We start from the raw sequence: 20,424 nt of genomic DNA, 5'->3' as shown, positions 1-20,424 counted from the left end.
TTCCTAACCATGCCGTGGCGAAGGACGCCCGACCGTTGCCGTATTGTTCGCGATAGGACGCGCGCGGCCCCGGCATGCGCCCTCCGCCGCACAAAAGTCATGGGGAGTGTATCGCGCCGGACATAGGATAAGAAAGCAAACGTATGCGAGTTTTTGGGAAAGGCCGGCCTTGATTCAACACGACGTCGTCGTCATCGGTGGCGGTTTAGCGGGGATGCGTGCCGCGGTGCAAGCCGCCGAGGGCGGCGCCGACGTCGCCATTATCTCTAAGATGCATCCGGTGCGCAGTCACTCCGGTGCCGCGCAGGGCGGAATCAACGCCGCACTCGGCAACCGCGAGGAAGACTCGCCCGAGGCACACACCTTCGATACGGTCAAGGGCTCGGATTACTTGGGCGATCAGGACGCCGCCGCCGCCATGTGCGAAGACGCGCCTAAACAGATCATCTGGCTGGAGCATCGCGGCTGCATCTTTTCTCGCATGCCCGACGGCCGCATCGCGCAACGCCCGTTCGGCGGAGCCGGCACGCCTCGCACCTGCTATTCGGCCGACGTCACCGGCCTGGTGATCCTGCACACGCTATGGGAGCAACTCGAGCGTTTCGGCGTCAAGGTATATGAAGAGTATTTCTGCACCGCGCTCGGCATCGAAGACGGCGTCGGGTCGGGCGTCGTAGCCTATAACATCCGCAACGGCGAGCTGGAGTTCGTCTCCGCCAAGGCGACGATCTTCGCGACCGGCGGCGCGGGGCGCATGTACGCCAAAACCACCAACGGCTACGCCTCGACCGCCGACGGGTTTGGCATCGCGTATAAAGCGGGCATCCCGCTGATGGACATGGAGTTCATGCAGTTCCACCCCACGACGCTCAAAGAGAACGGCGTGCTGATGACCGAGGGCGCGCGTGGTGAGGGCGCCTACTTGCTAAACAGTTCGGGCGAGCGCTTCATGTTTAAGTACGCTCCGAACAAGGGCGAGCTAGCATCGCGCGACGTCGTGTCGCGGGCCGAGTGGACCGAAATTCTGGAAGGCCGCGGCGTCGACGGCTGCGTGTTGCTCGACATGCGCCATCTGGGCCGCGAAAAAATTCTCGAACGCCTGCCGCAGATCCGCGAGCTGGCGCTCGACGCTACCGGCAAGGATGCGATCGACGAACCGATTCCGATCCTGCCGGGCGCCCACTACACGATGGGCGGCATCGAAACCGATAAATGGGGGGCCACCCGCGTCCCGGGTGTGTACGCCGCCGGCGAGTGTGCCTGCGTGAGCGTGCACGGCGCCAACCGGCTGGGCGGTAACTCGCTGCTCGAGACGATCGTCTTCGGCGCTCGCTCGGCGACGCACGCGCTGGAATACATCAAGAACCACGGCGGCGGCAAACCCTCAGAAAAAACGCTGAACGCCGAACGCGACCGCATTCGCGGGCTGATGTCGCGAAGCGGCGGCACGCGCGCACCGCAACTGCGCCGCGCGATGAACGAAACGATGAGCGAAAATACCTTCATCTTCCGCGACGCGACCGGCCTCGGCACCGCGGTCGAAGAGATGACGCGCGTTCGCCGCGAGTTCGACCAGAACGCATACGTGATGGATAAATCGGCGACGTTCAACACGGATTTGGTAGGCGCGCTCGAAACCGACTTCTTAATCGACGCAGCCCTCGCGCTGGCGACCAGCGCACAAGCTCGGACCGAATCGCGCGGCGCGCAGGCGCGGACCGATTTCCCCGAGCGGGACGACAAAGACTGGCTCAAACACACGCTGGCGTGGCGCACGCCCGACGGCCCGCCGCGCCTGGATTACTCGCGCGCCGTGACGATTACCAAGTTCGACCCACAAGTGAGATCGTACTAACAGATGGCAAATATTACGCTCGATATCTTCCGCTTCGACGAAGCCGTCGACGTCGTTCCGCACCGCGATGCGGTGACGATCGACGTGCCGGAAACGATGACCGTGCTCGACGCGCTGGAAACGGCCAAGGCCGACGTGGATGGGTCGATCAGCTTCCGGCGGTCGTGCCGCTCGGCGATCTGCGGTTCGTGTTCGATGAACATCAACGGCGTGACCAGTCTGGCGTGCAAGACCCCGTGCAACACGGTCATGAACGACGAGAACGTCGTGAAGATCGACCCGATGCCAAACTTTCAGCCGATGAAAGATTTGGTCGTGCACATGGATCCGTTCTGGGATAAGTACTCGCGACTGAAGCCGTACCTGCAACCGAAAGACGATGATTCGGAGCACCCAACCGAGCGCCGCGTGTCGCCCGACGACATGAAAAAGCTGGTGGACGTCGCCAACTGCGTGATGTGCGGCACCTGCTACGCACTCTGTCCGGTGGTCAGCGTCGATCCGTCGTTCGCCGGCCCGGCCGCCATCGCGTATGCCTATCGCTTCATCGAAGACGTGCGCGACGGCCAGCGCAAAGAGCGCATCGCGCAAATCAGCGAAGATTACTTGTGGCTCTGCGCGCACTGCTACGCGTGTTCGTATTGTCCAAAGCACGTCGATCCGCAAGACCGGATCGTGGATGTGAAACGCGCGGCCGTGCAGGACGGCGTTATGATGAATCATCGCGGGCCGCAGCACGCATTGGTCGTTGCTAGAACGATCAAACAGACCGGCATGCTGGCCGAAACCGAAGTCATTCAAGGCACGATCGGGCGCTTCAACGTGCGCGGTCTGCTGAGCGTCGCACCGTTGGGGTTGCGTATGGCGTTAAAGGGCAAGCTGCCCCCGCCGTTCGTCAAGCCGATTCCGAAGGTCGACGAAGTCCGCACGATTTTTGATGCTCTGGAGGTTCCCGTCAGCTAATGTCCACCGCAACGATCGACAATCTTCCCCTCGACGCTCACACCCGCACCAAATCGGCGCGCACGCGCCGCTACGGCTTCTTCCCGGGCTGCGTCGCCAAAGAATCGTGTAAAGAGCTGTTCAACTCAACGATGCTCCTAGCCGACAAGCTGGGCATCGAGCTGATCGAGCTCACCGCGGCATCGTGCTGCGGAGCCTCGGTCGTGAACGATGTGAATCGCGACATCGCTCGCGTGCTCAACGCACGCACGTACGCGCAAGCCGAAGCCCTCGGCCTCGACGACGTGATCACGATCTGCTCGACGTGCACCGGCCACATGCGCGCGGCCAACAAAGAACTGCTCGAGAGCGAAGAGCGCATGGATCAAGCCAACGGTATTTTGAGCAAGTTTGGCGCGAAGTATCAGGGCAACGTCACCGTGCGGCATTTGCTCTGGCTGCTGATCGACGACATCGGCCTCGATAAACTCAGCTCGATGGTCGTGCGTCCGCTCAACGGTTTGAAAGTGGCCCCATTTTACGGTTGCCACATCATCCGTCCGGAGAGCGTCAACGGTTGGGAATCGGCACGCAATCCGCACTCACTCGAAGACGTGGTTACGGCGATCGGCGGCGAGCCGGTTGATTACGCCGGCAAGACGCGTTGCTGCGGCTTCCACATTCAGCTCGAGAAGAAAAACGTGGCCGCCGACATGGTCGGACAAAACATGCGCATGGCCGCAGATCACGGAGCTGAAGCGGTGATCACGCCGTGCCCGCTCTGCCACCTTGCGCTCGACGGCTATCAAGCCGACTCGGCCGCGCGCTGGGGCCGCACCGATTTGCCGACGTTCCATCTTCCGCAACTCGTCGCGCTCGCGCTCGGCGTTTCACCCGCCAAACTCGGCTTGAACAAGCACCTGATCGATCCGCGTAGCATTCTGGTCGAACGCGAACTGATCGCGTAACGTCGCGACGGCGCTCCTTGGGGAGCGCCTTTAGTGATCGATGTAGCCGGAAGCCTCGTCCATCGTGGGGTCGAGGCGTAAGGCTTCGTTGGCGTACTTTCGTTCTTCATGCCCTTGCAGCGTTTTGACGCGAACGACGACTTCGTGGGGGTGCACTTCTTTAACGGTGCCCTCCTCGTTCGTACCATCGATGTAGACTTTATCGCCGGCTTTTAACATGGGTAGATTCTTACAGGTGGCTCATACCAAACCTTTAGCTCCGCCCGGGAGTGAGGTTATCGAAGCCGAATGTCCCCATTGGTAGCTGTCTATTCGGTGTTATCGTCGGATTGGAGTCGCCTATATGTCGCCGCGTTGTAAACGCCTCATAGGAACGTTAACTGCGTTAGCGTTTCTTGCGGGCTCAACCCCTCCCGGTGCGTTCGCCAATACGATTGCGCCGACGGCTGCCGACCGGCAGATATTCGAAACGGGCGTACGTCAACAACGGGCGATCAATATCTTCTCCGATCCCGGGAGCTGCGGCATCGTACTTCTGCGTCGATATTGCCGGGACGCCGTCATGGCCCTCGCCGGCAACAGCTCGCGCATCCCGGGCCTCGAAAACTTCATCGAAACCGGAAATACCGATGCCTACGATAAGAAATGGGCGGATGCAAACGACACAGGCATTGGAGTTGCCGACACGCTTTGGAAGCAGCAACCGCGCCAAACGTGGCTCCGCGCGGCCGGTATCGAATACGCCGCCTACTACACACCGGGTTGGGAGACGTATTCCATCATGCAGATTCCCGTGTACCGGCTGCTCGTGCGATACGCGAGCGACGCCGCGCCATACGATACGCTGCTTTCGGTTGCAGATCGCAACGCTGGGCCCACGGGCGTGAGCGTTCAGGATCCGGCGCGGATCGCGAAATATTTCGTTCCCGCCTTAGGAACAGTTTTTGCGCCGATGCCCGAACCGGCGATCGACGTCCCTCCGGGAATCATCGGTGACGCCCGTCTTGGCGTTTATTATGCTACGGCTCGAGAAATGTTCGATTCTCCCGTCGTCTTCCTCGCACCGACGAGCCGCGCATTTTTGAACGCTCTCACGACTCGCCTCGGCGACCGTCAACTGGGTAGCCGGTTCGTCTCTGCGTCGAATCCTGACGAATGGAAGGCTGCTATCGGCGATCTTCAAACGCTCGAGGGTTCGAAACTTCGATCCCTTCCCAAGAAGTCCGTGAGTGCTTGCATCTTTGGCATGATGGCCGCGCAAGCCGCGTATAACGCTGCCGTGCTTCGAGAAAAGCCGGCCGAAGAGGAGCAACTCGGCGTGCTTCGAGGTAATTCTGCCGTACTGCCCGGACGAATCTCGTCAAAAGTGCCGGCTGTAATCGCTGCCAAAGATAACTGGCACGCGTTAAACAAAGCCGCGACGGCCCTTACGATGGAAATTATGGGACAGTAATGCCGTTGTTGCGACCGGCGAGTCTCATTCTGATCTTTGCAACACTCTGGCTTGCGTGGCCGGCCTCTTTGCAGGCCCAGACGTCGCTGCCTACGCAGCGCCTGTCTTTGACCGGCACGTTCGAAGGGGTCGCTATAGGCGCGCCGATAGCCTCGCTACGTGCGTCTCTCGGCGATCCGATCAAAATTGAAAGAACCGGCGAGACCGTTATTTGGCGGTATCTAACGCATGGCGGCGGGACGTATCTCGATATCATCGTCAAGAACAATGTGGTCCAATCGTTGACGCTGTTGAACCGATTCAACAGCTTGAAATACGTCGATCCGAATGGAATCGCCTTCGGCGAAAGACCCGATCAAGTTCGGGCAAAACTTGGGAGCACAGCGCGCGAGGCGACGAATTCCGACGACGGTTCCCTCGACCTTTGGTATACCTCGCTACCGTATGCCTGGGTCTACGAGTTTCGCGCCAATGCGCTGAGCTTTATACAGTTGGTTGCCTCACCCACATTTCTCGCGACGTTTTCGGCGGGTCCGGCAGCCACCGGCGGCGATGGAACGTCGCTCGAGCAGGCGATCTGGATACGCCCTTCGCACGTATTTTTTACTTCTACGTGGATCGGAGTCTTTTTAGCGAAAACGACGTGCGGCACGAACGGCCACTGGATCCAGACGGCATCGCGGTTCCAAGCCGACTCCCAAAATCCACTGGCGTACACGATCGTCAGCGCTTCATGCAGCGACGGAAACGCGAAGCGCGATTTCTATTTCAATACCAGCGGCGACACGCAACCGACCAGCGGTAACGATACGATCTATATCGATCCCGGTCAATTGCAACAGATGATTCAATCTCCGAGTCCGAGCGCGCCGCCATCACCAGCTCCGCCTTTCGGGCCGTAATCGAACCTCACACCCCGTCGCGCCAGAGCGGTACGTTATGAGGGGTAACGATTTCAGCGAGCGCGCGGAACAGCGCAAACGCCGGGCTCTTGCCATCCGTCTTTATATCGGTGTTAACTAACACGATCATCGTCGCATCCTCACCCGGTAGATAGTACGACATCGTCGTGTATCCCGGAATCGAACCCTCGTGGCCGATCCATCCAGTCTTGTCGATGATACCGAGGCCGTACGTATTGCCCGGCTTCAGCGGCGGAAACGTCACCCAGGTGAGGCGTTGCCGTTGCAATGCGGGCGATAGTTGCGCCCCGGTCGCACATGCCTTGGCCCAAATCTTGAGGTCTTGCAGTGTCGATATCATCTCGCCGGCGGTAAAGGCCCAACTTGGATTCCAGTTGGTCGCGTCGGATTTCTTTTCCGTGAACGGATTGACGGTCGTGCCGCGTGCGTAGGGCTCGGGCAATTTCGAAGATGTCGAGGGCCATGCGGTATTCGTTAACCCGAGCGGCGCGAACGAATACTCCGCATATAACTGACCCATCGTTTTTCCGGTGACTTTTTGGAGGATAACGCCGAGGAGCACGGTGTTGCTATTGCTGTAGTTCCAAGCCGTACCGGGCGCAAAATCCGGCGGGTGTGAAAACGCCACGTTGAGGGTTTGCCGCGGAGTATACGTCCGAAACGGATGGTCGAACAGCTCGCGCGCGAACTCTTCTTCGGCGGCATAGTTGTAGAGCCCGGCGGTCATGTTGGCCAGCATACGGAGCGTTATCGAATTGCCGTTCGGCACGAACGAGACGTATTTGCTGACGGGATCGTCCAGCGCCACGATTCTCTTTTGAACCAGTTGTAGTAAGACGGTAATCGTAAACGTTTTCGTCACGCTACCGATGCGCACGTGGTCGTTCAGTTGCATCGGCTTACCGGTCTTCGGGTCCGCCACACCCTGCGCCGACTCGTAGGTGCCTTGCTTGGGCAGATAGATCCCTACGATCGCACCGGGCGCGTTATACGTAGCAAACCACGTCTGCACCGCAGCGTTTATCCGCGCGACGGTGCCGGGCGGGAACGACGAGCCGGGAGCGGGTGCCGGCGTTATGGAGGTGCTGCTGCAAGCTGCGATGACCGCGATCGCAAGGACCGGCATCCAGCGTGCCAAACGGCGAAAAACCAAACGCACGGGCCTCCCGGTTCCTAGATCGCGCCGGCTAAGCGGAGCATTTGCATCACCCGGTCGACCGGCATCGCATAGACGGTCGCCCCATTGCGGCCGGTCAACGTGTGCGCTTCGAAGAGCGCATCGTAAATCGCACCCTGGGTTGCCTCGACGGTCGCACCGTAAATACCATTGAGGGTGTCTTCATCTTCTAGAATCGCGGTAGTTGGCGAAGAGACCGTGAAGTCTGCCGTGCGATTAAATACGTGCGACGTCGAGAACGCCACGATCAGATCGCCGCTGCCGAGATAGGACGTTAGCCCGACGCGACCCATGCCCATGGCGGCGCGCAACGTCAGCGCGCGCAGTTGGCGGCTGTCGAGCGGTGCGTCCGTCGCGATCACGATGATGATGCTGCCGCTGCCCATCCGGCCGCGTAGCGACACGTTGTGTGGGATGAGCGGCTTGAGTTCGTCGCGCAGACGTGCGCCAACCGGAACTCCCAGGACGTTGAGGAGGCGGCGGTCGCTGCCGGTGTTGTCGTTGACCAAGACGCCGACGGTGTAGCCGCCGAGCGTTTGCGGCAACACGCGCGACGACGACCCGATGCCGGCTTTGAACCCGAAGGCGTTCATCCCGGTGCCGGCCCCAATCGTGCCGCGGGCAAACTGGCCAGGCTTGGCGCCATCGAGGAGGGTCACCACGTCGTCCGGCGTGACCGCGCGAGCCTGGATATCGTTGAGCAGCCCGTCGTCGCATTCGGCCACCACCGGGAGGGGGACGTCGTCGCCTCTGCCCACGGCCGGATGGTGCTCGATCATCCAACTGACCACGCCGTCGGCCGCCCGCCCGACGTCGAGCGTGTCGGTCAGGACGACCGGCTCCTCGAGATAGCCGGCCTCCTCGATCCAGTGAGTGCCCGTCATCTCGCCGTTGCCGTTGAAGGCGAAGAACGCCGCTGCGACCTTGCGATCCCAGGGGTCGTCGTTGGGCAGCACGGCCGTCGCCCCCGTGCGGATTGCCGTACCTTCGATTTTGGTCAGATGGCCAACGCGCACTCCGGAAACGTCGGTGATGCCGTCCAACGGCCCGGGCGGATACAAACCGAAATGGAACGGCAGCGCGGCGACTGCAGGCGACGGTAGAATTGCCGTCACCATGAGAAGTACACCAAGCACATAACGGGCTTTCGACATGCGCCGACGTTTCAATTCCACCCATTCGGCGCCTGCAGGCTCGCGCGAACGAACGCGGGAAAATGTCGGGTTACGATGTCCGTAACCGTTGCAAAACCGATCAAGGCCGCCGAGCTGTGGGAGAACCTTTCGGTCCCCGAACTCGTCGAGCACGCCGTCCGTCGAGGCGAGGGCGTGGTCGGGCGCGACGGGCAGTTGATCGTCGATACGCGACCGCACACCGGACGTTCGCCCAAGGATAAATTCTTCGTTCGCGAGCCGTCCAGCCAAGAGCACATCGACTGGGGTGAGACCAATCAGGAAATCGAGGAGGGCGTGTTCGACGCACTCTTCGACCGCGTTTCGGCCTACCTGAGCGAACGCGAAGCGTATGCCTTGGACTGTTACGTCGGTGCCGATCCGGCCTACCGCCTGCCGATCCGCGTGTACAGCGAGTTCGCGTGGCAGAGCCTGTTTGCGCACCATCTGTTTATCACACCCGAAGAGCGCGATCCGAACTTCGCGCCCGAGTTCACGGTGGTCGACGCGGCGCTGTTTTCGGCCGATCCGCAACGCGACAGCACGCGGTCTTCGACCTTCGTGATGGTCAACTTCGCCATGCGTATCGTGTTGATCGGCGGCACGCGCTATGCCGGCGAGATCAAGAAGTCGATCTTCACCGTCATGAACTACCTGTTGCCGTTGCGCGAGACGCTGCCGATGCATTGCTCGGCCAATGTGGGCAAGGACGGCGACGTCGCGATCTTCTTCGGCTTGTCGGGCACCGGTAAGACGACGCTGTCGTCGGATTCGCACCGCCCGCTCATCGGCGACGACGAGCACGGCTGGTCGAACGACGGCGTGTTCAACTTTGAAGGCGGCTGCTATGCGAAGGTGATCAAACTTTCGCCGACCGCCGAGCCCGAGATTTGGGCCGCCACCAATCGCTTTTCGACGGTGCTCGAAAACGTTGCGTACGACGACGAGACGCGCAAACTCGACGTCGATTCGGATGCTAAGACCGAAAATACACGCGCGGCATATCCGCTCAGCTTCATTCCGAACATCGTGCCCGGCAGCCGCGGCGGCCATCCTAAGACGATTATTATGTTGACCGCCGACGCGTTCGGCGTGTTGCCGCCGATCGCCAAGCTGTCGCGCGAACAAGCGATGTATCACTTCTTATCCGGCTACACCGCCAAAGTGGCCGGCACCGAACGCGGCGTCACCGAACCGCAAGCGACGTTCTCGACGTGTTTCGGCGCGCCGTTCATGGTGCACCATCCGACGACGTACGCGCGTTTACTCGGTAAAAAAATAGACGAGCACGCGGTCGAATGCTGGCTGGTGAATACCGGCTGGACGGGCGGACCGTACGGCGTCGGAAAGCGCATGGCCATCGCCCATACCCGCGCGATGGTGAATGCCGCGATCGAGGGCCGAATCGAGCGCGATTTCGTTACCGAACCGTTCTTTGGTCTGCGTATTCCGAAGCACGTCCCGGGCGTGCCGGACGAGGTGCTCGACCCGCGCGGCGCGTGGAGCGATCCGGCCGCCTATGATGCTCAGGCAATGAAGCTAGCGACGCTCTTCTTCGACAATTTCAAGCGCTTCGAGGCGCACGCTTCGGAGGCGGTCAAGGCTGTCGCCATTCGCCCGTAGGCTCCTGCAACTCTTAATCCGGCGTTCAGGCACCTCCCGGCGACCGACCGTATCATAAGCCCATGAAGATCGCTAGTTTGGCCGCCCTCCTTGCGGCCCTTGCCCTGCCGATTGGGGCATCGGCGCAAGTCTACCCGCAACAGCAACCAGCCCCGGTGCAAGGCCAACAGCAGTCGGCCGGTTCCAAGCAATACAAACATTGGATGAAGCGCCTTTCCGGCCTGAATCTATCGCAGCAACAGATGCAGCAAGCCCAAAACTATCTGAATCAGTTTGCGTCGCAGCATCCGGCCGGCAGCCCGAAAGACCCGCAGGCGAATCACGCGCTGCGCGATCAGATCTATTCGATCCTAACGCCCGATCAGATGAATCAGCTGCGCGCTGAAAAGAAAGCCATGCACCAACAGCGGGAAGCCGCGCAAGGCCAGAACCCGCAGATGCAAAACCCGCAGGGTCAATACCAGCAAGGCCCGCCTCCGCAACAGCAACCCCCGCTCTAACCAACTCCCTTTTCTAGGCAATCCTCAGAAGCTGCGTCTCGCTGTATGCGGGGCGCAGTTTGCTTTTGGGTAACGTAGCGGTATGCTGCTTCTTAAATACGTTGCCGCCGTTGCGGCATGTGCGTGCATCGCCACCGTCGTGCCCGTACGGGCAGACGCCGCTCTGCCGACCGTTCCATCCGGTTTTCGAATCGATGTCGTCGCGCAGATCTCGGGTCCGCGCGAACTCGTCGCACTTCCCGACGGAGATTTGATCGTCGGCACGAGCTCGAGCGATGTGTACGTGCTGCCGAACGCGGAAGGCACGACGCCGGGAACGCCCCGCGTATTCGCGACGGCCAACGACGAGCTAGCGTCGGGCGTTGCCTTCTCGGCGCGGCATAAAGAGATCTATATCGCCACGAACGAGCACGTTTGGGCGACACGCTACGTTCCGGGGCGGCGCCGCGCCGGTGCGTTGAACAGCATCGCCAAGGTTCGCACGGGACCGGTCGCGCCGCACAGCGACGGCGACGTTCACAAAACGACGTCGGTCGCGTTTTCGGACGCCTCGAACATGCTCTATATCGGCGTCGGTTCGTCGTGTAACGCGTGCGTCGAGGTCGACCCGACGCGAGCATCCATCTTAACGCTTCCCGGCGGCAGGGGCGCACTCCACAAGATCGCTACCCGCATCAGGAATGCCATTGCGATGACGATTTCACCCGGCAACGCGCTTTGGGTCGGCGACGCTGGACAGGACAGTTTGCCGTTCGGCCATCCGTTCGAATTTCTCGACGACGTCACGTCGCATCCGCCGGTCGCCGACTACGGATGGCCGGTTTGCGAAGAGGATCACGTCCGATATTCGAGTTCGGCAATAAGCTGCAACTCGACCGTCGCGCCGCTGGCGGAGCTTCCGGCATACTCCACCATTATAGGCGCGATCTTTTACCCAACTAGCTCGGCCGGACGATATTCGTTCCCAGCGAAATTTCGCGGCGCGTTGTTCGCTGCGGCCCACGGCTCGTGGCATACAACCGGCGGAGGGTATGCCGCGGCACCGCAAGTCGCCTTCTTTGCGATGCACGGCGACCAGCCGGCCATCCCGGTCGATTGGGAAAACTCGAGCGCGCAGTGGCGCACGTTCGTCGGTGGATTCCAGAACGGAACGCAGCGCATCGGCCGTCCGACCGGACTGGCGATCGGCAAAGAAGGCAGCCTGTTCGTCGCGGATGACGACGCAGGCGTCATCTATCGGGTGCGACCCAACAAATAAGTTCCATTAGGCTACTTGGTTGTGGGTGATCTCTCGGACACCCACAATCTTTTCTAACTAGGGTCAATCCAAGCGGCCTCGACGTACGTCTTAATAGCCAGACCACCACGATGGGAAGGCTTGGCGAATGATTCGAGCAGGTTGGATGACGGCGTTAGCCGCGGTGTTGTGGATGGCGAGCGCCGGAGGCGCAATCGCGCATCCGCTCGGCAATTTTACGATCAACCATCTTGCGGTGGTTCGGGTCGATGGTACGCAACTGCGAGTTCACTACGTGCTCGACATCGCCGAAATTCCGAGCTTTCAGATCATGCACGGCGCCGGCGACTGGACCCGCTCCGCTCGAGCAGCGTGGTCCACCTCAGAAGCGCTGCGCGTCGCGACGTCGCTCGCGGTTTCGGACGGCGCTTCGCCCGTTGTTTTACGTCTAGAGCGCTCGCAGGATAGCACACGTCCGGGTGCCGGCCGATTGCCGACGCTGTACTGGAGCGGCGATTATGTCGCGACGCTCGCGCAAGTGCCGGCGCACATCACGATCGCGGACTCGGTGTACGGCGATCGGCGAATCGGCTGGAAAGACATCGTTCTCGCGGGCGCTCCGGAACCAACCGATGAGTTACGGCATTATCCGAGCGCGCTGATCGGCTCGCCGCGCCACAACGACCGCGCGAGCTTCGACCTGTCGGCTTCGGGCGCGATCGCGCATCTGTCGGTTCAGGGCGACGCGCAACAGACCTGGAGCGTCGCATCCTTCGTGGCACCGACCGCGCTTTCGGATCTGTTCGCCCGCGATCGCCAGACGCCGTTGCTCGTGCTGATTACCATTTTAGCCGCGTTCGGTTTGGGTGCGTTGCACGCGCTCGAGCCGGGACACGGCAAAGCGTTGCTCGCGTTCACACTCGTCGGTGCTCGAGCGACCTTTAAGCAGGCGGCGATCCTGGCGGCGGCGCTGACGTTCGCGCACACCGTCGCAGTACTGCTCCTCGGCTTCGTGTTGTTTTTCGCTGCCGGCTTCGCCAGCGAAAGCCTGTTTACGTGGATCACGCTGATCTCGGGTCTCGCCGTTGCACTGATCGGCGCGCGTGCGCTAGGCAACGCCTTGAAACGGGTGCAGGACCAGAGCCAACACGATCGCGCGCATCACTCGCACGATCATCACGCTCACGAGCACGGTCACGATCACCCGCACGATCACGAGCATTCGCACGACCACGAGCACGGCCATTCGCATGCGATTCCAGGCAAAGCGCCCTTACATTTTCCGAGCGCGGTGGTCGCTGCAATGAGCGGCGGGATCGCGCCCTGTCCGGCCGCCATCGTCGTGCTGCTGACCGCGTTGCATTTGCATCGCGTCGGCTACGGCTTGCTGTTGATCGTCATCTTCAGCTTAGGATTGGCCGCCGTGTTGACCGGCCTCGGTATCGCCGTCGTGAACGGCGCTGCCTGGCTACAACGTCGTTCGGGATTCGCGACCGTCGCGCGGTTCGCACCGCTCGTCACGGCCACGGTTATCTCGGTCATCGGCGCGACGATGCTCGCGCAAGGGCTCGCCGATCGCGGCGCGTCGGTCTCAACGGGCGTCATCGTGGCGCTCACTCTCGCGGCAATCGCCGCATACGCCCTCGTTCCCCGCTTCCGGCACGCAAAAGTACATGCGGCGATGCCGGTTCCAACAAGGAGCTTACTATGAAGCTGATACGTCAGCTCGTCCCACTAGCAGCAATGTTGCTGCTCGCGTTCGCGATCTCGCTCTATGCGGGACGCGCGGTACGCGCGTCGGACCATCAGGACTCGCCGACCGTCGTCAGCAATCCGTTGGCCGACATCACCGACGTGTTCGCGTTTCCGGATCCGAAAGACGCAAGCAAAGTTGCATTGGCAATGGACATCCGTCCGCTCATCCCGGGCGGTATGTACGGCAACATCGCACTCGATCCGAACGTTCTCTATCAGTTCAAGATTGCCAACGCCGGCGTTTCCAGCAACAAGTTCAACGAGAACTTGGTGATTCAGTTCCGCGCCAACTCGAGCGGCACCGGTCAAAAGATTACCGTGTACGGTCCGGCCGTCCCCAACGAAGTCGGAACGACCAACACGCTCGTCGCGAAGACCGGTCAGTTTGCGTTCAACAAAGTCTCGAACATCGACGGCGGCCAGATCAAAGTGTTCGCAGGCCCGCGTCGCGACCCGTTCTTCTTTGACTTAGCGCAGTTCTTCAAGATCATCCCCGATCGCGATTACGCGAACCAACCCAGCCCGCCGCCGCCCACCGCGACGTCGTTCCGGTTCGCAAAAAAATCGCAACCGATCATCCTCAACGGCGTTAGCTTCGGCACCGCCGGATCCAACGGCTGCGTTATCGCGCAACCGAAGGACTTGCTCAAACCTTACGACCTGCTTTCGATCGTCATCGAAGTCCCGAAAACGATGCTTGCGAGCGGAAGCCAACCCGGCGTGATCGGTCTGTGGGCGACCACGGCGACTCCCGACGGCAAAGCCCAATAGGAAGGACGAACATGACTAAACGTTACGCATTTGGGCTCGCCGCCGTGGCGCTCGCCGGAGCCGTTATCGGCGGCTGCACCTCGAACTCGGTCGGGTTCACGCCCGGCAATGGCAACAGCGGCGGAAACAGCCCGCCTCCCGGAACCAACTCGTATCAACAGATCGAACTGCTGTCGCGTCCCGCGGTGAAGGAAGTCTTCGAAGCCTTCGCCGACCACGACACGACCAATCGCGTCGAACCGTACGCAGATCCGACGCTGCAAGGCATGATCTTGTCGTTCAGCGAGGCATTCCGCAGCAAGAAAACCTCGCAGACGCTGCAAGCGGTTCTCTATCCGAACGTCCTGAAAGTCGACCTGTCGCAAAACGTGACGACGGCATCGTATCTGGGATACGAGACCGGTGGCGCGACCGGCAGTAAGTTCGGCGGCCGTGCGCTCGACGACGATGTCGTCGACATCTCGCTCGGCGCGCTGTTCGGCAACACCCTCTCGGCGCTCGGCCTGATCCCCGACGATCACAAAGAAGCGCCGTGTCTCACCACGGACAACGTAGCATACGATAAGAACAACACCTCGACGTTCCCGTATGTTCAATCGCCGCTCTAACGGGCTCGCGATCGGTGCGGAGGCCGCTGCTGCGGCCTCCGTTTTCCCGTTGCCGAAGATCTATGCGGTCTATGCTTTTCTCATAGCGCTCAACATCGGCGCTTGGGTGCTGGCTTTTGTGGCCTTCGGCAAACATCCACTGCTGCTCGGAACCGCTTTGTTAGCGTACACCTTCGGCCTGCGCCACGCGGTCGACGCCGATCACATTTCGGCCATCGATAACGTCACGCGCAAGATGATGCAGGACGGCCAGCGCCCGGTCGGCGTGGGTCTATATTTTTCCCTCGGCCACTCGACGATCGTCGTCGCGCTGTCGATCGCGGTCGCATGCGGTGCGGCCTTCGTGCGTCACGCGATGCCCGCGCTCGAGAGTACCGGCGCCGTGGTCGGGGCATGCGTATCCGCGGCCTTTCTGCTGATCGTGGCGGCCATCAACACCGTCGTGTTGATCGATATCGTGCGTGCCTTCCGCCGCCTCACACGCGGTGCGGATGACTGGAACGACGGCGTCGACGATGCGCTTGCCAAGCGCGGCCTGATGGGCCGCTTCTTCGGCTCCTTCGTGAAGCTGGTCGATCGCAGCTGGAAGATGTACCCGGTCGGAGTGCTCTTCGGGCTGGGATTCGATACCGCAACCGAAGTTGCGCTGTTGGGAATCGCCGCCGTCGAAGCATCCAAAGGTTTGCCGGTCTACGATATTTTGATCTTTCCGCTCCTATTCACCGCCGGAATGTCGCTGCTCGATACCACCGACGGCATTTTGATGCTGGGCGCGTACGGTTGGGCGTTCGTCAAACCGATGCGCAAGCTGTACTACAACATGGTCATCACGATGGTCTCGGTGCTGGTCGCGGTCGCCGTCGGCTGCGTAGAGCTCGCCGGCATCGTGGCCGACCGCTTCAATCTTACCGGCGGCTTCTGGAACGCCGTCGGACGCGTCAACGACAACTGGGGCGAGTTAGGCTTTATCATCATCGGCGTGTTCATCGCTAGCTGGATTATTTCGATCGCCGTATACCGCTTGCAACGATACGACGAATTCGACGCCCCGATGAACGCGACCACTCCTTCGGCGACCTCATAACGTGGACGTTCTCAAGCGTCCCGATATTCGCCGCTTGGTCCCGTCGTTCATAATTGCGACCGTAGCGGCGGTCGGCATCGGCTTCGCACCGATGATACTCGACCACAGCGTGCAAACGCCGGGACCCTACGTCGCGCCGGTGAAACGCGATTATCTCCAGCGCGATGCGATGGTCGCGTTTCTCGAACAACAGTCGAAGGTCGATCCGGCCGATCAGATTACGCTGCGAATGCTGTCGGCGCAATACATGCAGCGCTTCCGCGAACGCTACGATCTTACCGACATCGCGCGCGCGGCCGCCGCGGCACGCCGCTCGCTGGTACTGCAACCGCAGGGTAATACCGCGGCGCACATGGCGCTCGGCTCGACGCAGCTGGCGAACCACGATTTTCCGAATGCCCTGGTGAACGAACGCGCGGCGTTAGCCGGTGAGCCCTTCAATCGAAACTCGCGCGCGCAAGTGGCGTCGGTGTTGATGGAACTCGGGCGGTACGGCGAGGCGCGGTCGGAGTTGGCACCGATCGTCGACGATGCCCATCAGGAGGATCCGACGGTCGATGCGGTTCGTGCACGCTTTGACGAACTGACCGGCCGGCTGGAGGAAGCTCGCGGGTATATCTCGCGCGCGATCGCGACCACCGATTCGATCTCAGAGAATCCGGCGTACGACCGTTCGTGGTTTCACATGCGTGCGGCACAGCTCGCGTTCGAAGACGGCGATGCGCGCAACGCGGAAACCGAATTCGCCACGGCGCTGCAATTATTTCCCGACAATTCGATGGCGCTGATGTTTGAGGCCAAGATGTTTCGCGCGCAAGGCCGTTGGCAAGAAGCGCTAACGGCGGCGACCCACAGTGCCGATCTCTATCCGCTGCCGCAGGCGTTGGGCTACGAAGCCGATGCACAGCGCGCGTTAGGTCTCGGCGCGCAGGCACGGTCGACCGACGAATTGATCGACGCCGAGAAGCGTTTGTTCGATTCGCAAGGCATCAACGATCGGCTGCTGGCCAACTATTACGCCCAACGCGGCGTACATCTCGATACCGCATTGCAGGCGGCGACGAGCGATTACCGCAAGCGCGGCGACGAGATCTACGCCGACGACACGATGGCCTGGACCCTAGCACGAATGGGCCGTTGGCACGAAGCGCGCCGTTTCGCGCAACGGGCGACGCGGATGAACACGCAAGATTCCGACGTTGAATTCCATGCCGGCGTTATTGCGCTGCACACGGGCGCGGTAGCGGAGGGTACGCGTCGCATTCGCGAAGCGTTGGCGCTCAATCCGCAGTTCGATCCGTTCGAAGCGCCGCAGGCGCGGGCGTTGCTTAGCGCCGCTCGGCAGTAATCAGCCAACCCGCTACGCCGGCGTCGCCGTGAAACCGGGTCATCACGCGCTCGGGTTCGATCGCGATCACGTTCCAGCCGGATTCGCGATCGAACGCGGACGCAATATCCTCGCGCGAGATCGGGTTTGGACCACGTTCGTCGCCTTCGTCGGCGAAGGCTAACACGAAGAGCATCGCGCCCGCCTGCGTGACGACGGCAAGACTGCGTACGTATCGTCGCCGTTCGTCGGCGTCGAACGTGTGAAAGAGTCCTGAATCCACGACGGTTTCGAAGGTTCTGCCGAGCCGCTCGAGCGCTAGCGCGTCGGCGGCAATAAATTCGACGTCGAGCCCGCGTTGCGCCGCCTTCGCGCGCGCCATCTGCAGCGCGGTTTCTGCTACGTCGAAGCCCACAACCGCGGCACCGGTTTCGGCGATTGCCAGCGAATTGTCGCCGACGCCGCAGCCCGCGTCGAGCACAGGACCGGCAAAGGCGTGCCGGGCTACGAGGCGAGCGATCGCCGGTTGTGCCCCCGCGATGTCCCACGGCGCTAGGTCGCCGATATACGAGCTGTCCCAGGACACTCCGGACATGCGTTCGTGGCTGGTCGGAGCACGATCCGTCATATCAATTCTTTCTCCATAATAGAACGATTCTTCGATGACGGTCGAAGTACTGTGGTATGGACGGCGTGCCGATCGAAGCGATGGAAGTTACGGCAATCGAGGTGTTAGGCGAACAGCCTAACGGCGAAACCGAACGCGAGTTTAAGCGCTCTATATCGGGAATTTTTAGGCTGCATCCTACGGTAGCCGAAGCGTACCTTATGCGCGTGCGGTATTCCGGACAAGGTGACGAATCGGTCGCCTTAGGCCTGCGCTTCGTCGGTCCCGACGTCGACGAGCAAGTAATCTCGGAAACCGGTTTGGCCTTTCGGACGATGTTCGGCGGCGGCGGTCAACATCTCGATATTATCCCGCTCGACGAGGATTCGGTCGAACAGCTCGAATTTAAGCCGTTTTACGTAGTACGTTTCGAGACCACCGGATAACCGCTTCGCCGGCGGTCGGGCGTTCGCTGACGCGAACGAATGCATTTCGCTCGAGCGCGCGCTGCGAGGCGATGTTACCGGCGAGCGTTTCGGCAACGATCGTATGGATCGCATCGTCTTCTTCTGCGGAACGGACGATCGCAGCAACCCCGTGCGTCGCGAATCCACGGTTGCGCCGAGCGGGCGCGACGTTGTAGCCGATCTCGACGATTCCAGCGACCGGCGGCCCGTGATAGCCGCATAAGCCGACGACTTCGCTGCCGGCGACGATCATCCAGGAACCAGCGTAGCCTTGACGTTCGGATAGACGCCGGACGTGCTCGATAATTTCCGGTTCGTCGACACCGCCTTGGGGCAATTGCAGTTCGTCGACCGGATCGCCCCGTCCGAGCATCCAACGGAATGCGGCTTCCGTTACCGGCACGAGCCGCACGTGCGGCGCATTTTGCGACGTGCCCATTTATTGTAGCGAGTCGAGAAACGTTTGGGCGCGCGCCGCGCCGCTATCGTCGTTTTCGATGCGGTAGTGTCGCAGAGCGTTATTAGCCGCCTCGCGAGCGGCGTCGCGCTGACCCTGACCGAGTTGAATGTTCGCTAAGAGCAAATAGCCGTCGCCATCGTCAGGATGCGCCTTCAAGTAACCGTTGACGTCGATGAGCGCCCCGGCATACTGCTGCAGGCGAAAGCGTGCGGTCGCGCGCCAATACCGCGCGTTGTCGCCACTCGGCTCGAGCTCGAGATATTTCGTGAAGTCGGCTTCGGCCGCCGTCCACTGTTCGAGTTGGATCTCGGCGCGTCCGCGGTAGAAGCGCGGCGTCGGCCAGTCGCCGTCCAGCGTGATGGCCGCGCTGCAATCGGTAAGCGCCATCGCCGGCTGCAATTGTGCCAGCCGGACCCGGCAGCGTGCCGACAAATTCGAGGCGGAGTTGGGATCGATATCGATCGCGCGATCGATATCGCGAGCGGCGGAGGCGGAATCGTCGAGGTCGAGCTCGACTAAGGCGCGTTGGCGCAATGCGTAGCCGTAATTCGGATTGAGTTCGATCGCGCGGCTACAATCAGCTAACGCCTCCTTCGACTGGTCGATATCCCAGCGGGACTCGCATCGAGAAGCGTAGGCATAGGCATAGTCCGGGTTCACCCCAATGGCGGCGGTATAGTCGGCGATGGCTTTAGCCTGGTCACCGCTGTTCTGGTAGACATCGCCGCGATCGACGAGCGCTCGGGCCACGTTCGGATGAGCGCTGATGTAGCGATCGAGCAGCTCGAGCGCTTCTTTATTGTTGCCGGCCTGGGTGAGCTTCTCGGCCTGCAGCAGATCCATGCTCACGACGTCGGACGTCCCCTGCCCGCCATCTTGTGCACTCTGCGCACGGGCGCCGGCCGTCGCACTCAACCCGCACGCAAGACTGAAAGCGGCGACGAGTAAAGCTCGCGCCGTGATCGACTGAAGCAATCGCATTCGCACGGCCCATCCTTTCGCCGCATACAGAAAGAGCCCGCCGTGTGTTCGGCGGGCTCTTCTACTGATAATCCGGCGTCGACCTACTTTCGAGGGACCCTGCGGTCCGACTATCATTGGCGCTGGCGGGCTTAACTGCCGTGTTCGGGATGGGAACGGGTGGGACCCCGCCGCTATGGACGCCAGAAACTTGATCCCCGAAGCGATGGCGAGCCGGAGCTCCAGCCGATCGCGTCGGGAAATTTTGCTTCCTCAAAAGCTGTATAGAGAAGAACTTCCAGTGCCACTTCACAGTGCGTTGCGTATAATTTTGAGTTAAGTCAAAATTTCCGAGCGATTAGTACCGGTCAGCTCCACACCTTGCGATGCTTCTACCCCCGGCCTATCAACGTGGTGGTCTACCACGACTCTTCACCCTTACGGGATTGAGATCTCATCTTGGAGTCAGTTTCACGCTTATATGCTTTCAGCGTTTATCTGATCCGAACGTAGCTACCCGGCTATGCTCCTGGCG

At 61.1% G+C, this 20,424-nt stretch carries 20 protein-coding genes and 2 rRNA genes; 14 read left to right on the top strand and 8 right to left on the bottom strand.

All coding sequences use genetic code 11. The annotated features are described in order from the left end of the window. Positions 1 to 169 precede the first annotated feature (169 nt). From VGF98_03760 to VGF98_03750, 3 genes are read left to right on the top strand one after another with little or no spacing between them, the layout of a single operon-like run. Positions 170 to 1,855, top strand: a complete 1,686-nt coding sequence (locus VGF98_03760) for an FAD-dependent oxidoreductase (protein ID HEY1680736.1) — start codon at positions 170 to 172, stop codon at positions 1,853 to 1,855. 3 nt (positions 1,856 to 1,858) lie between these two features. After that, the gene (locus VGF98_03755; GenBank protein ID HEY1680735.1) at positions 1,859 to 2,818 is read left to right on the top strand and encodes a succinate dehydrogenase/fumarate reductase iron-sulfur subunit; all 960 of its coding nucleotides are present in this window, start codon (positions 1,859 to 1,861) and stop codon (positions 2,816 to 2,818) included. Then, a complete protein-coding gene (locus VGF98_03750; GenBank protein ID HEY1680734.1) occupies positions 2,818 to 3,765 on the top strand; it encodes a CoB--CoM heterodisulfide reductase iron-sulfur subunit B family protein in 948 nt (315 codons plus the stop codon). Before VGF98_03755 ends, VGF98_03750 begins: the two co-directional genes overlap by 1 nt. 30 nt (positions 3,766 to 3,795) lie before the next feature. Here VGF98_03750 and VGF98_03745 read toward each other — a convergent pair whose 3' ends face one another. Then, entirely contained in the window at positions 3,796 to 3,984 is a 189-nt protein-coding gene (locus tag VGF98_03745; protein HEY1680733.1) for a hypothetical protein, read from the bottom strand. Positions 3,985 to 4,108: 124 nt separating this feature from the next. Between VGF98_03745 and VGF98_03740 the strand changes: the two genes are divergently transcribed. Further along, complete coding sequence (locus VGF98_03740) at positions 4,109 to 5,218, top strand: hypothetical protein (GenBank protein ID HEY1680732.1); 1,110 nt, start codon at positions 4,109 to 4,111, stop codon at positions 5,216 to 5,218. A gap of 107 nt (positions 5,219 to 5,325) precedes the next feature. After that, the gene (locus VGF98_03735; protein ID HEY1680731.1) at positions 5,326 to 6,120 is read left to right on the top strand and encodes a hypothetical protein; all 795 of its coding nucleotides are present in this window, start codon (positions 5,326 to 5,328) and stop codon (positions 6,118 to 6,120) included. Positions 6,121 to 6,127: 7 nt separating this feature from the next. Here the strand turns inward: VGF98_03735 and VGF98_03730 are convergent, their stop codons facing one another. Together VGF98_03730 and VGF98_03725 are read right to left on the bottom strand one after the other, a co-directional pair. Beyond that, positions 6,128 to 7,300, bottom strand: coding sequence for a serine hydrolase domain-containing protein (locus VGF98_03730; protein HEY1680730.1), 1,173 nt, complete (start codon positions 7,298 to 7,300; stop codon positions 6,128 to 6,130). A 14-nt stretch (positions 7,301 to 7,314) separates the two neighbouring features. Then, complete coding sequence (locus VGF98_03725; GenBank protein ID HEY1680729.1) at positions 7,315 to 8,472, bottom strand: P1 family peptidase; 1,158 nt, start codon at positions 8,470 to 8,472, stop codon at positions 7,315 to 7,317. Positions 8,473 to 8,547: 75 nt separating this feature from the next. On the opposite strand from VGF98_03725, the gene pckA reads away from it, so the two are divergent. The 8 genes from pckA (at position 8,548) to VGF98_03685 (ending at position 17,416) form a co-directional block, all read left to right on the top strand. Then, positions 8,548 to 10,113, top strand: coding sequence for a phosphoenolpyruvate carboxykinase (ATP) (gene pckA / locus VGF98_03720; GenBank protein ID HEY1680728.1), 1,566 nt, complete (start codon positions 8,548 to 8,550; stop codon positions 10,111 to 10,113). 62 nt (positions 10,114 to 10,175) lie between these two features. After that, complete coding sequence (locus tag VGF98_03715) at positions 10,176 to 10,613, top strand: hypothetical protein (GenBank protein ID HEY1680727.1); 438 nt, start codon at positions 10,176 to 10,178, stop codon at positions 10,611 to 10,613. An 82-nt stretch (positions 10,614 to 10,695) separates the two neighbouring features. Further along, positions 10,696 to 11,871 carry a hypothetical protein gene (locus tag VGF98_03710; protein HEY1680726.1) on the top strand — a complete coding sequence of 392 codons (1,176 nt, stop codon included), beginning with the start codon at positions 10,696 to 10,698 and terminating at the stop codon, positions 11,869 to 11,871. Between the two features lie 127 nt (positions 11,872 to 11,998). Continuing rightward, a complete protein-coding gene (locus tag VGF98_03705; protein HEY1680725.1) occupies positions 11,999 to 13,561 on the top strand; it encodes a hypothetical protein in 1,563 nt (520 codons plus the stop codon). Beyond that, positions 13,558 to 14,376, top strand: coding sequence for a DUF4331 family protein (locus VGF98_03700; GenBank protein HEY1680724.1), 819 nt, complete (start codon positions 13,558 to 13,560; stop codon positions 14,374 to 14,376). The genes VGF98_03705 and VGF98_03700 overlap by 4 nt, the downstream gene beginning before the upstream one ends. Positions 14,377 to 14,387: 11 nt before the next feature. Beyond that, a complete protein-coding gene (locus tag VGF98_03695; protein HEY1680723.1) occupies positions 14,388 to 14,984 on the top strand; it encodes a DUF4331 family protein in 597 nt (198 codons plus the stop codon). Then, the gene (locus VGF98_03690) at positions 14,965 to 16,068 is read left to right on the top strand and encodes a HoxN/HupN/NixA family nickel/cobalt transporter (protein HEY1680722.1); all 1,104 of its coding nucleotides are present in this window, start codon (positions 14,965 to 14,967) and stop codon (positions 16,066 to 16,068) included. Before VGF98_03695 ends, VGF98_03690 begins: the two co-directional genes overlap by 20 nt. 1 nt (position 16,069) lies before the next feature. Further along, the gene (locus tag VGF98_03685) at positions 16,070 to 17,416 is read left to right on the top strand and encodes a tetratricopeptide repeat protein (GenBank protein HEY1680721.1); all 1,347 of its coding nucleotides are present in this window, start codon (positions 16,070 to 16,072) and stop codon (positions 17,414 to 17,416) included. Here VGF98_03685 and VGF98_03680 read toward each other — a convergent pair. Next, positions 17,397 to 18,023, bottom strand: coding sequence for a class I SAM-dependent methyltransferase (locus tag VGF98_03680; GenBank protein HEY1680720.1), 627 nt, complete (start codon positions 18,021 to 18,023; stop codon positions 17,397 to 17,399). The two genes, VGF98_03685 and VGF98_03680, sit on opposite strands and share 20 nt — an antisense overlap. A gap of 56 nt (positions 18,024 to 18,079) precedes the next feature. On the opposite strand from VGF98_03680, the gene VGF98_03675 reads away from it, so the two are divergent. Continuing rightward, entirely contained in the window at positions 18,080 to 18,448 is a 369-nt protein-coding gene (locus VGF98_03675) for an enhanced serine sensitivity protein SseB C-terminal domain-containing protein (protein ID HEY1680719.1), read from the top strand. Here the strand turns inward: VGF98_03675 and VGF98_03670 are convergent. The 4 genes from VGF98_03670 to VGF98_03655 form a co-directional block, all read right to left on the bottom strand. Further along, entirely contained in the window at positions 18,408 to 18,908 is a 501-nt protein-coding gene (locus VGF98_03670) for a GNAT family protein (GenBank protein ID HEY1680718.1), read from the bottom strand. The genes VGF98_03675 and VGF98_03670 overlap by 41 nt on opposite strands. Further along, on the bottom strand, positions 18,909 to 19,910 hold the full coding sequence (locus VGF98_03665) for a tetratricopeptide repeat protein (protein HEY1680717.1): 1,002 nt from the start codon (positions 19,908 to 19,910) through the stop codon (positions 18,909 to 18,911). 70 nt (positions 19,911 to 19,980) lie between these two features. After that, a 5S ribosomal RNA gene (gene rrf / locus VGF98_03660) occupies positions 19,981 to 20,097 on the bottom strand. A 129-nt stretch (positions 20,098 to 20,226) separates the two neighbouring features. Next, positions 20,227 to 20,424 (bottom strand): 23S ribosomal RNA (locus tag VGF98_03655); the annotation flags it as partial.

This window comes from Candidatus Tumulicola sp., assembly GCA_036490475.1.
Classification (GTDB): domain Bacteria; phylum Vulcanimicrobiota; class Vulcanimicrobiia; order Vulcanimicrobiales; family Vulcanimicrobiaceae; genus Tumulicola.
The sequence above is the reverse complement of the archived record's forward strand: the minus strand, read 5'-3'. Positions and strand labels throughout refer to the sequence as shown.

Bases quoted from the DNA above. Each gene is read 5' to 3' on its own strand.
- VGF98_03755 (HEY1680735.1), top strand. From the start codon at position 1,859: ATGGCAAATATTACGCTCGATATCTTCCGCTTCGACGAAGCCGTCGAC.
- VGF98_03750 (HEY1680734.1), top strand. From the start codon at position 2,818: ATGTCCACCGCAACGATCGACAATCTTCCCCTCGACGCTCACACCCGC.
- VGF98_03745 (HEY1680733.1), bottom strand. From the start codon at position 3,984: ATGTTAAAAGCCGGCGATAAAGTCTACATCGATGGTACGAACGAGGAG.
- VGF98_03740 (HEY1680732.1), top strand. From the start codon at position 4,109: ATGTCGCCGCGTTGTAAACGCCTCATAGGAACGTTAACTGCGTTAGCG.
- VGF98_03725 (HEY1680729.1), bottom strand. From the start codon at position 8,472: ATGTCGAAAGCCCGTTATGTGCTTGGTGTACTTCTCATGGTGACGGCA.
- pckA (HEY1680728.1), top strand. From the start codon at position 8,548: ATGTCCGTAACCGTTGCAAAACCGATCAAGGCCGCCGAGCTGTGGGAG.
- VGF98_03715 (HEY1680727.1), top strand. From the start codon at position 10,176: ATGAAGATCGCTAGTTTGGCCGCCCTCCTTGCGGCCCTTGCCCTGCCG.
- VGF98_03710 (HEY1680726.1), top strand. From the start codon at position 10,696: ATGCTGCTTCTTAAATACGTTGCCGCCGTTGCGGCATGTGCGTGCATC.
- VGF98_03705 (HEY1680725.1), top strand. From the start codon at position 11,999: ATGATTCGAGCAGGTTGGATGACGGCGTTAGCCGCGGTGTTGTGGATG.
- VGF98_03700 (HEY1680724.1), top strand. From the start codon at position 13,558: ATGAAGCTGATACGTCAGCTCGTCCCACTAGCAGCAATGTTGCTGCTC.
- VGF98_03695 (HEY1680723.1), top strand. From the start codon at position 14,388: ATGACTAAACGTTACGCATTTGGGCTCGCCGCCGTGGCGCTCGCCGGA.
- VGF98_03690 (HEY1680722.1), top strand. From the start codon at position 14,965: ATGTTCAATCGCCGCTCTAACGGGCTCGCGATCGGTGCGGAGGCCGCT.
- VGF98_03680 (HEY1680720.1), bottom strand. From the start codon at position 18,023: ATGACGGATCGTGCTCCGACCAGCCACGAACGCATGTCCGGAGTGTCC.
- VGF98_03675 (HEY1680719.1), top strand. From the start codon at position 18,080: ATGGACGGCGTGCCGATCGAAGCGATGGAAGTTACGGCAATCGAGGTG.
- VGF98_03670 (HEY1680718.1), bottom strand. From the start codon at position 18,908: ATGGGCACGTCGCAAAATGCGCCGCACGTGCGGCTCGTGCCGGTAACG.
- VGF98_03665 (HEY1680717.1), bottom strand. From the start codon at position 19,910: ATGCGATTGCTTCAGTCGATCACGGCGCGAGCTTTACTCGTCGCCGCT.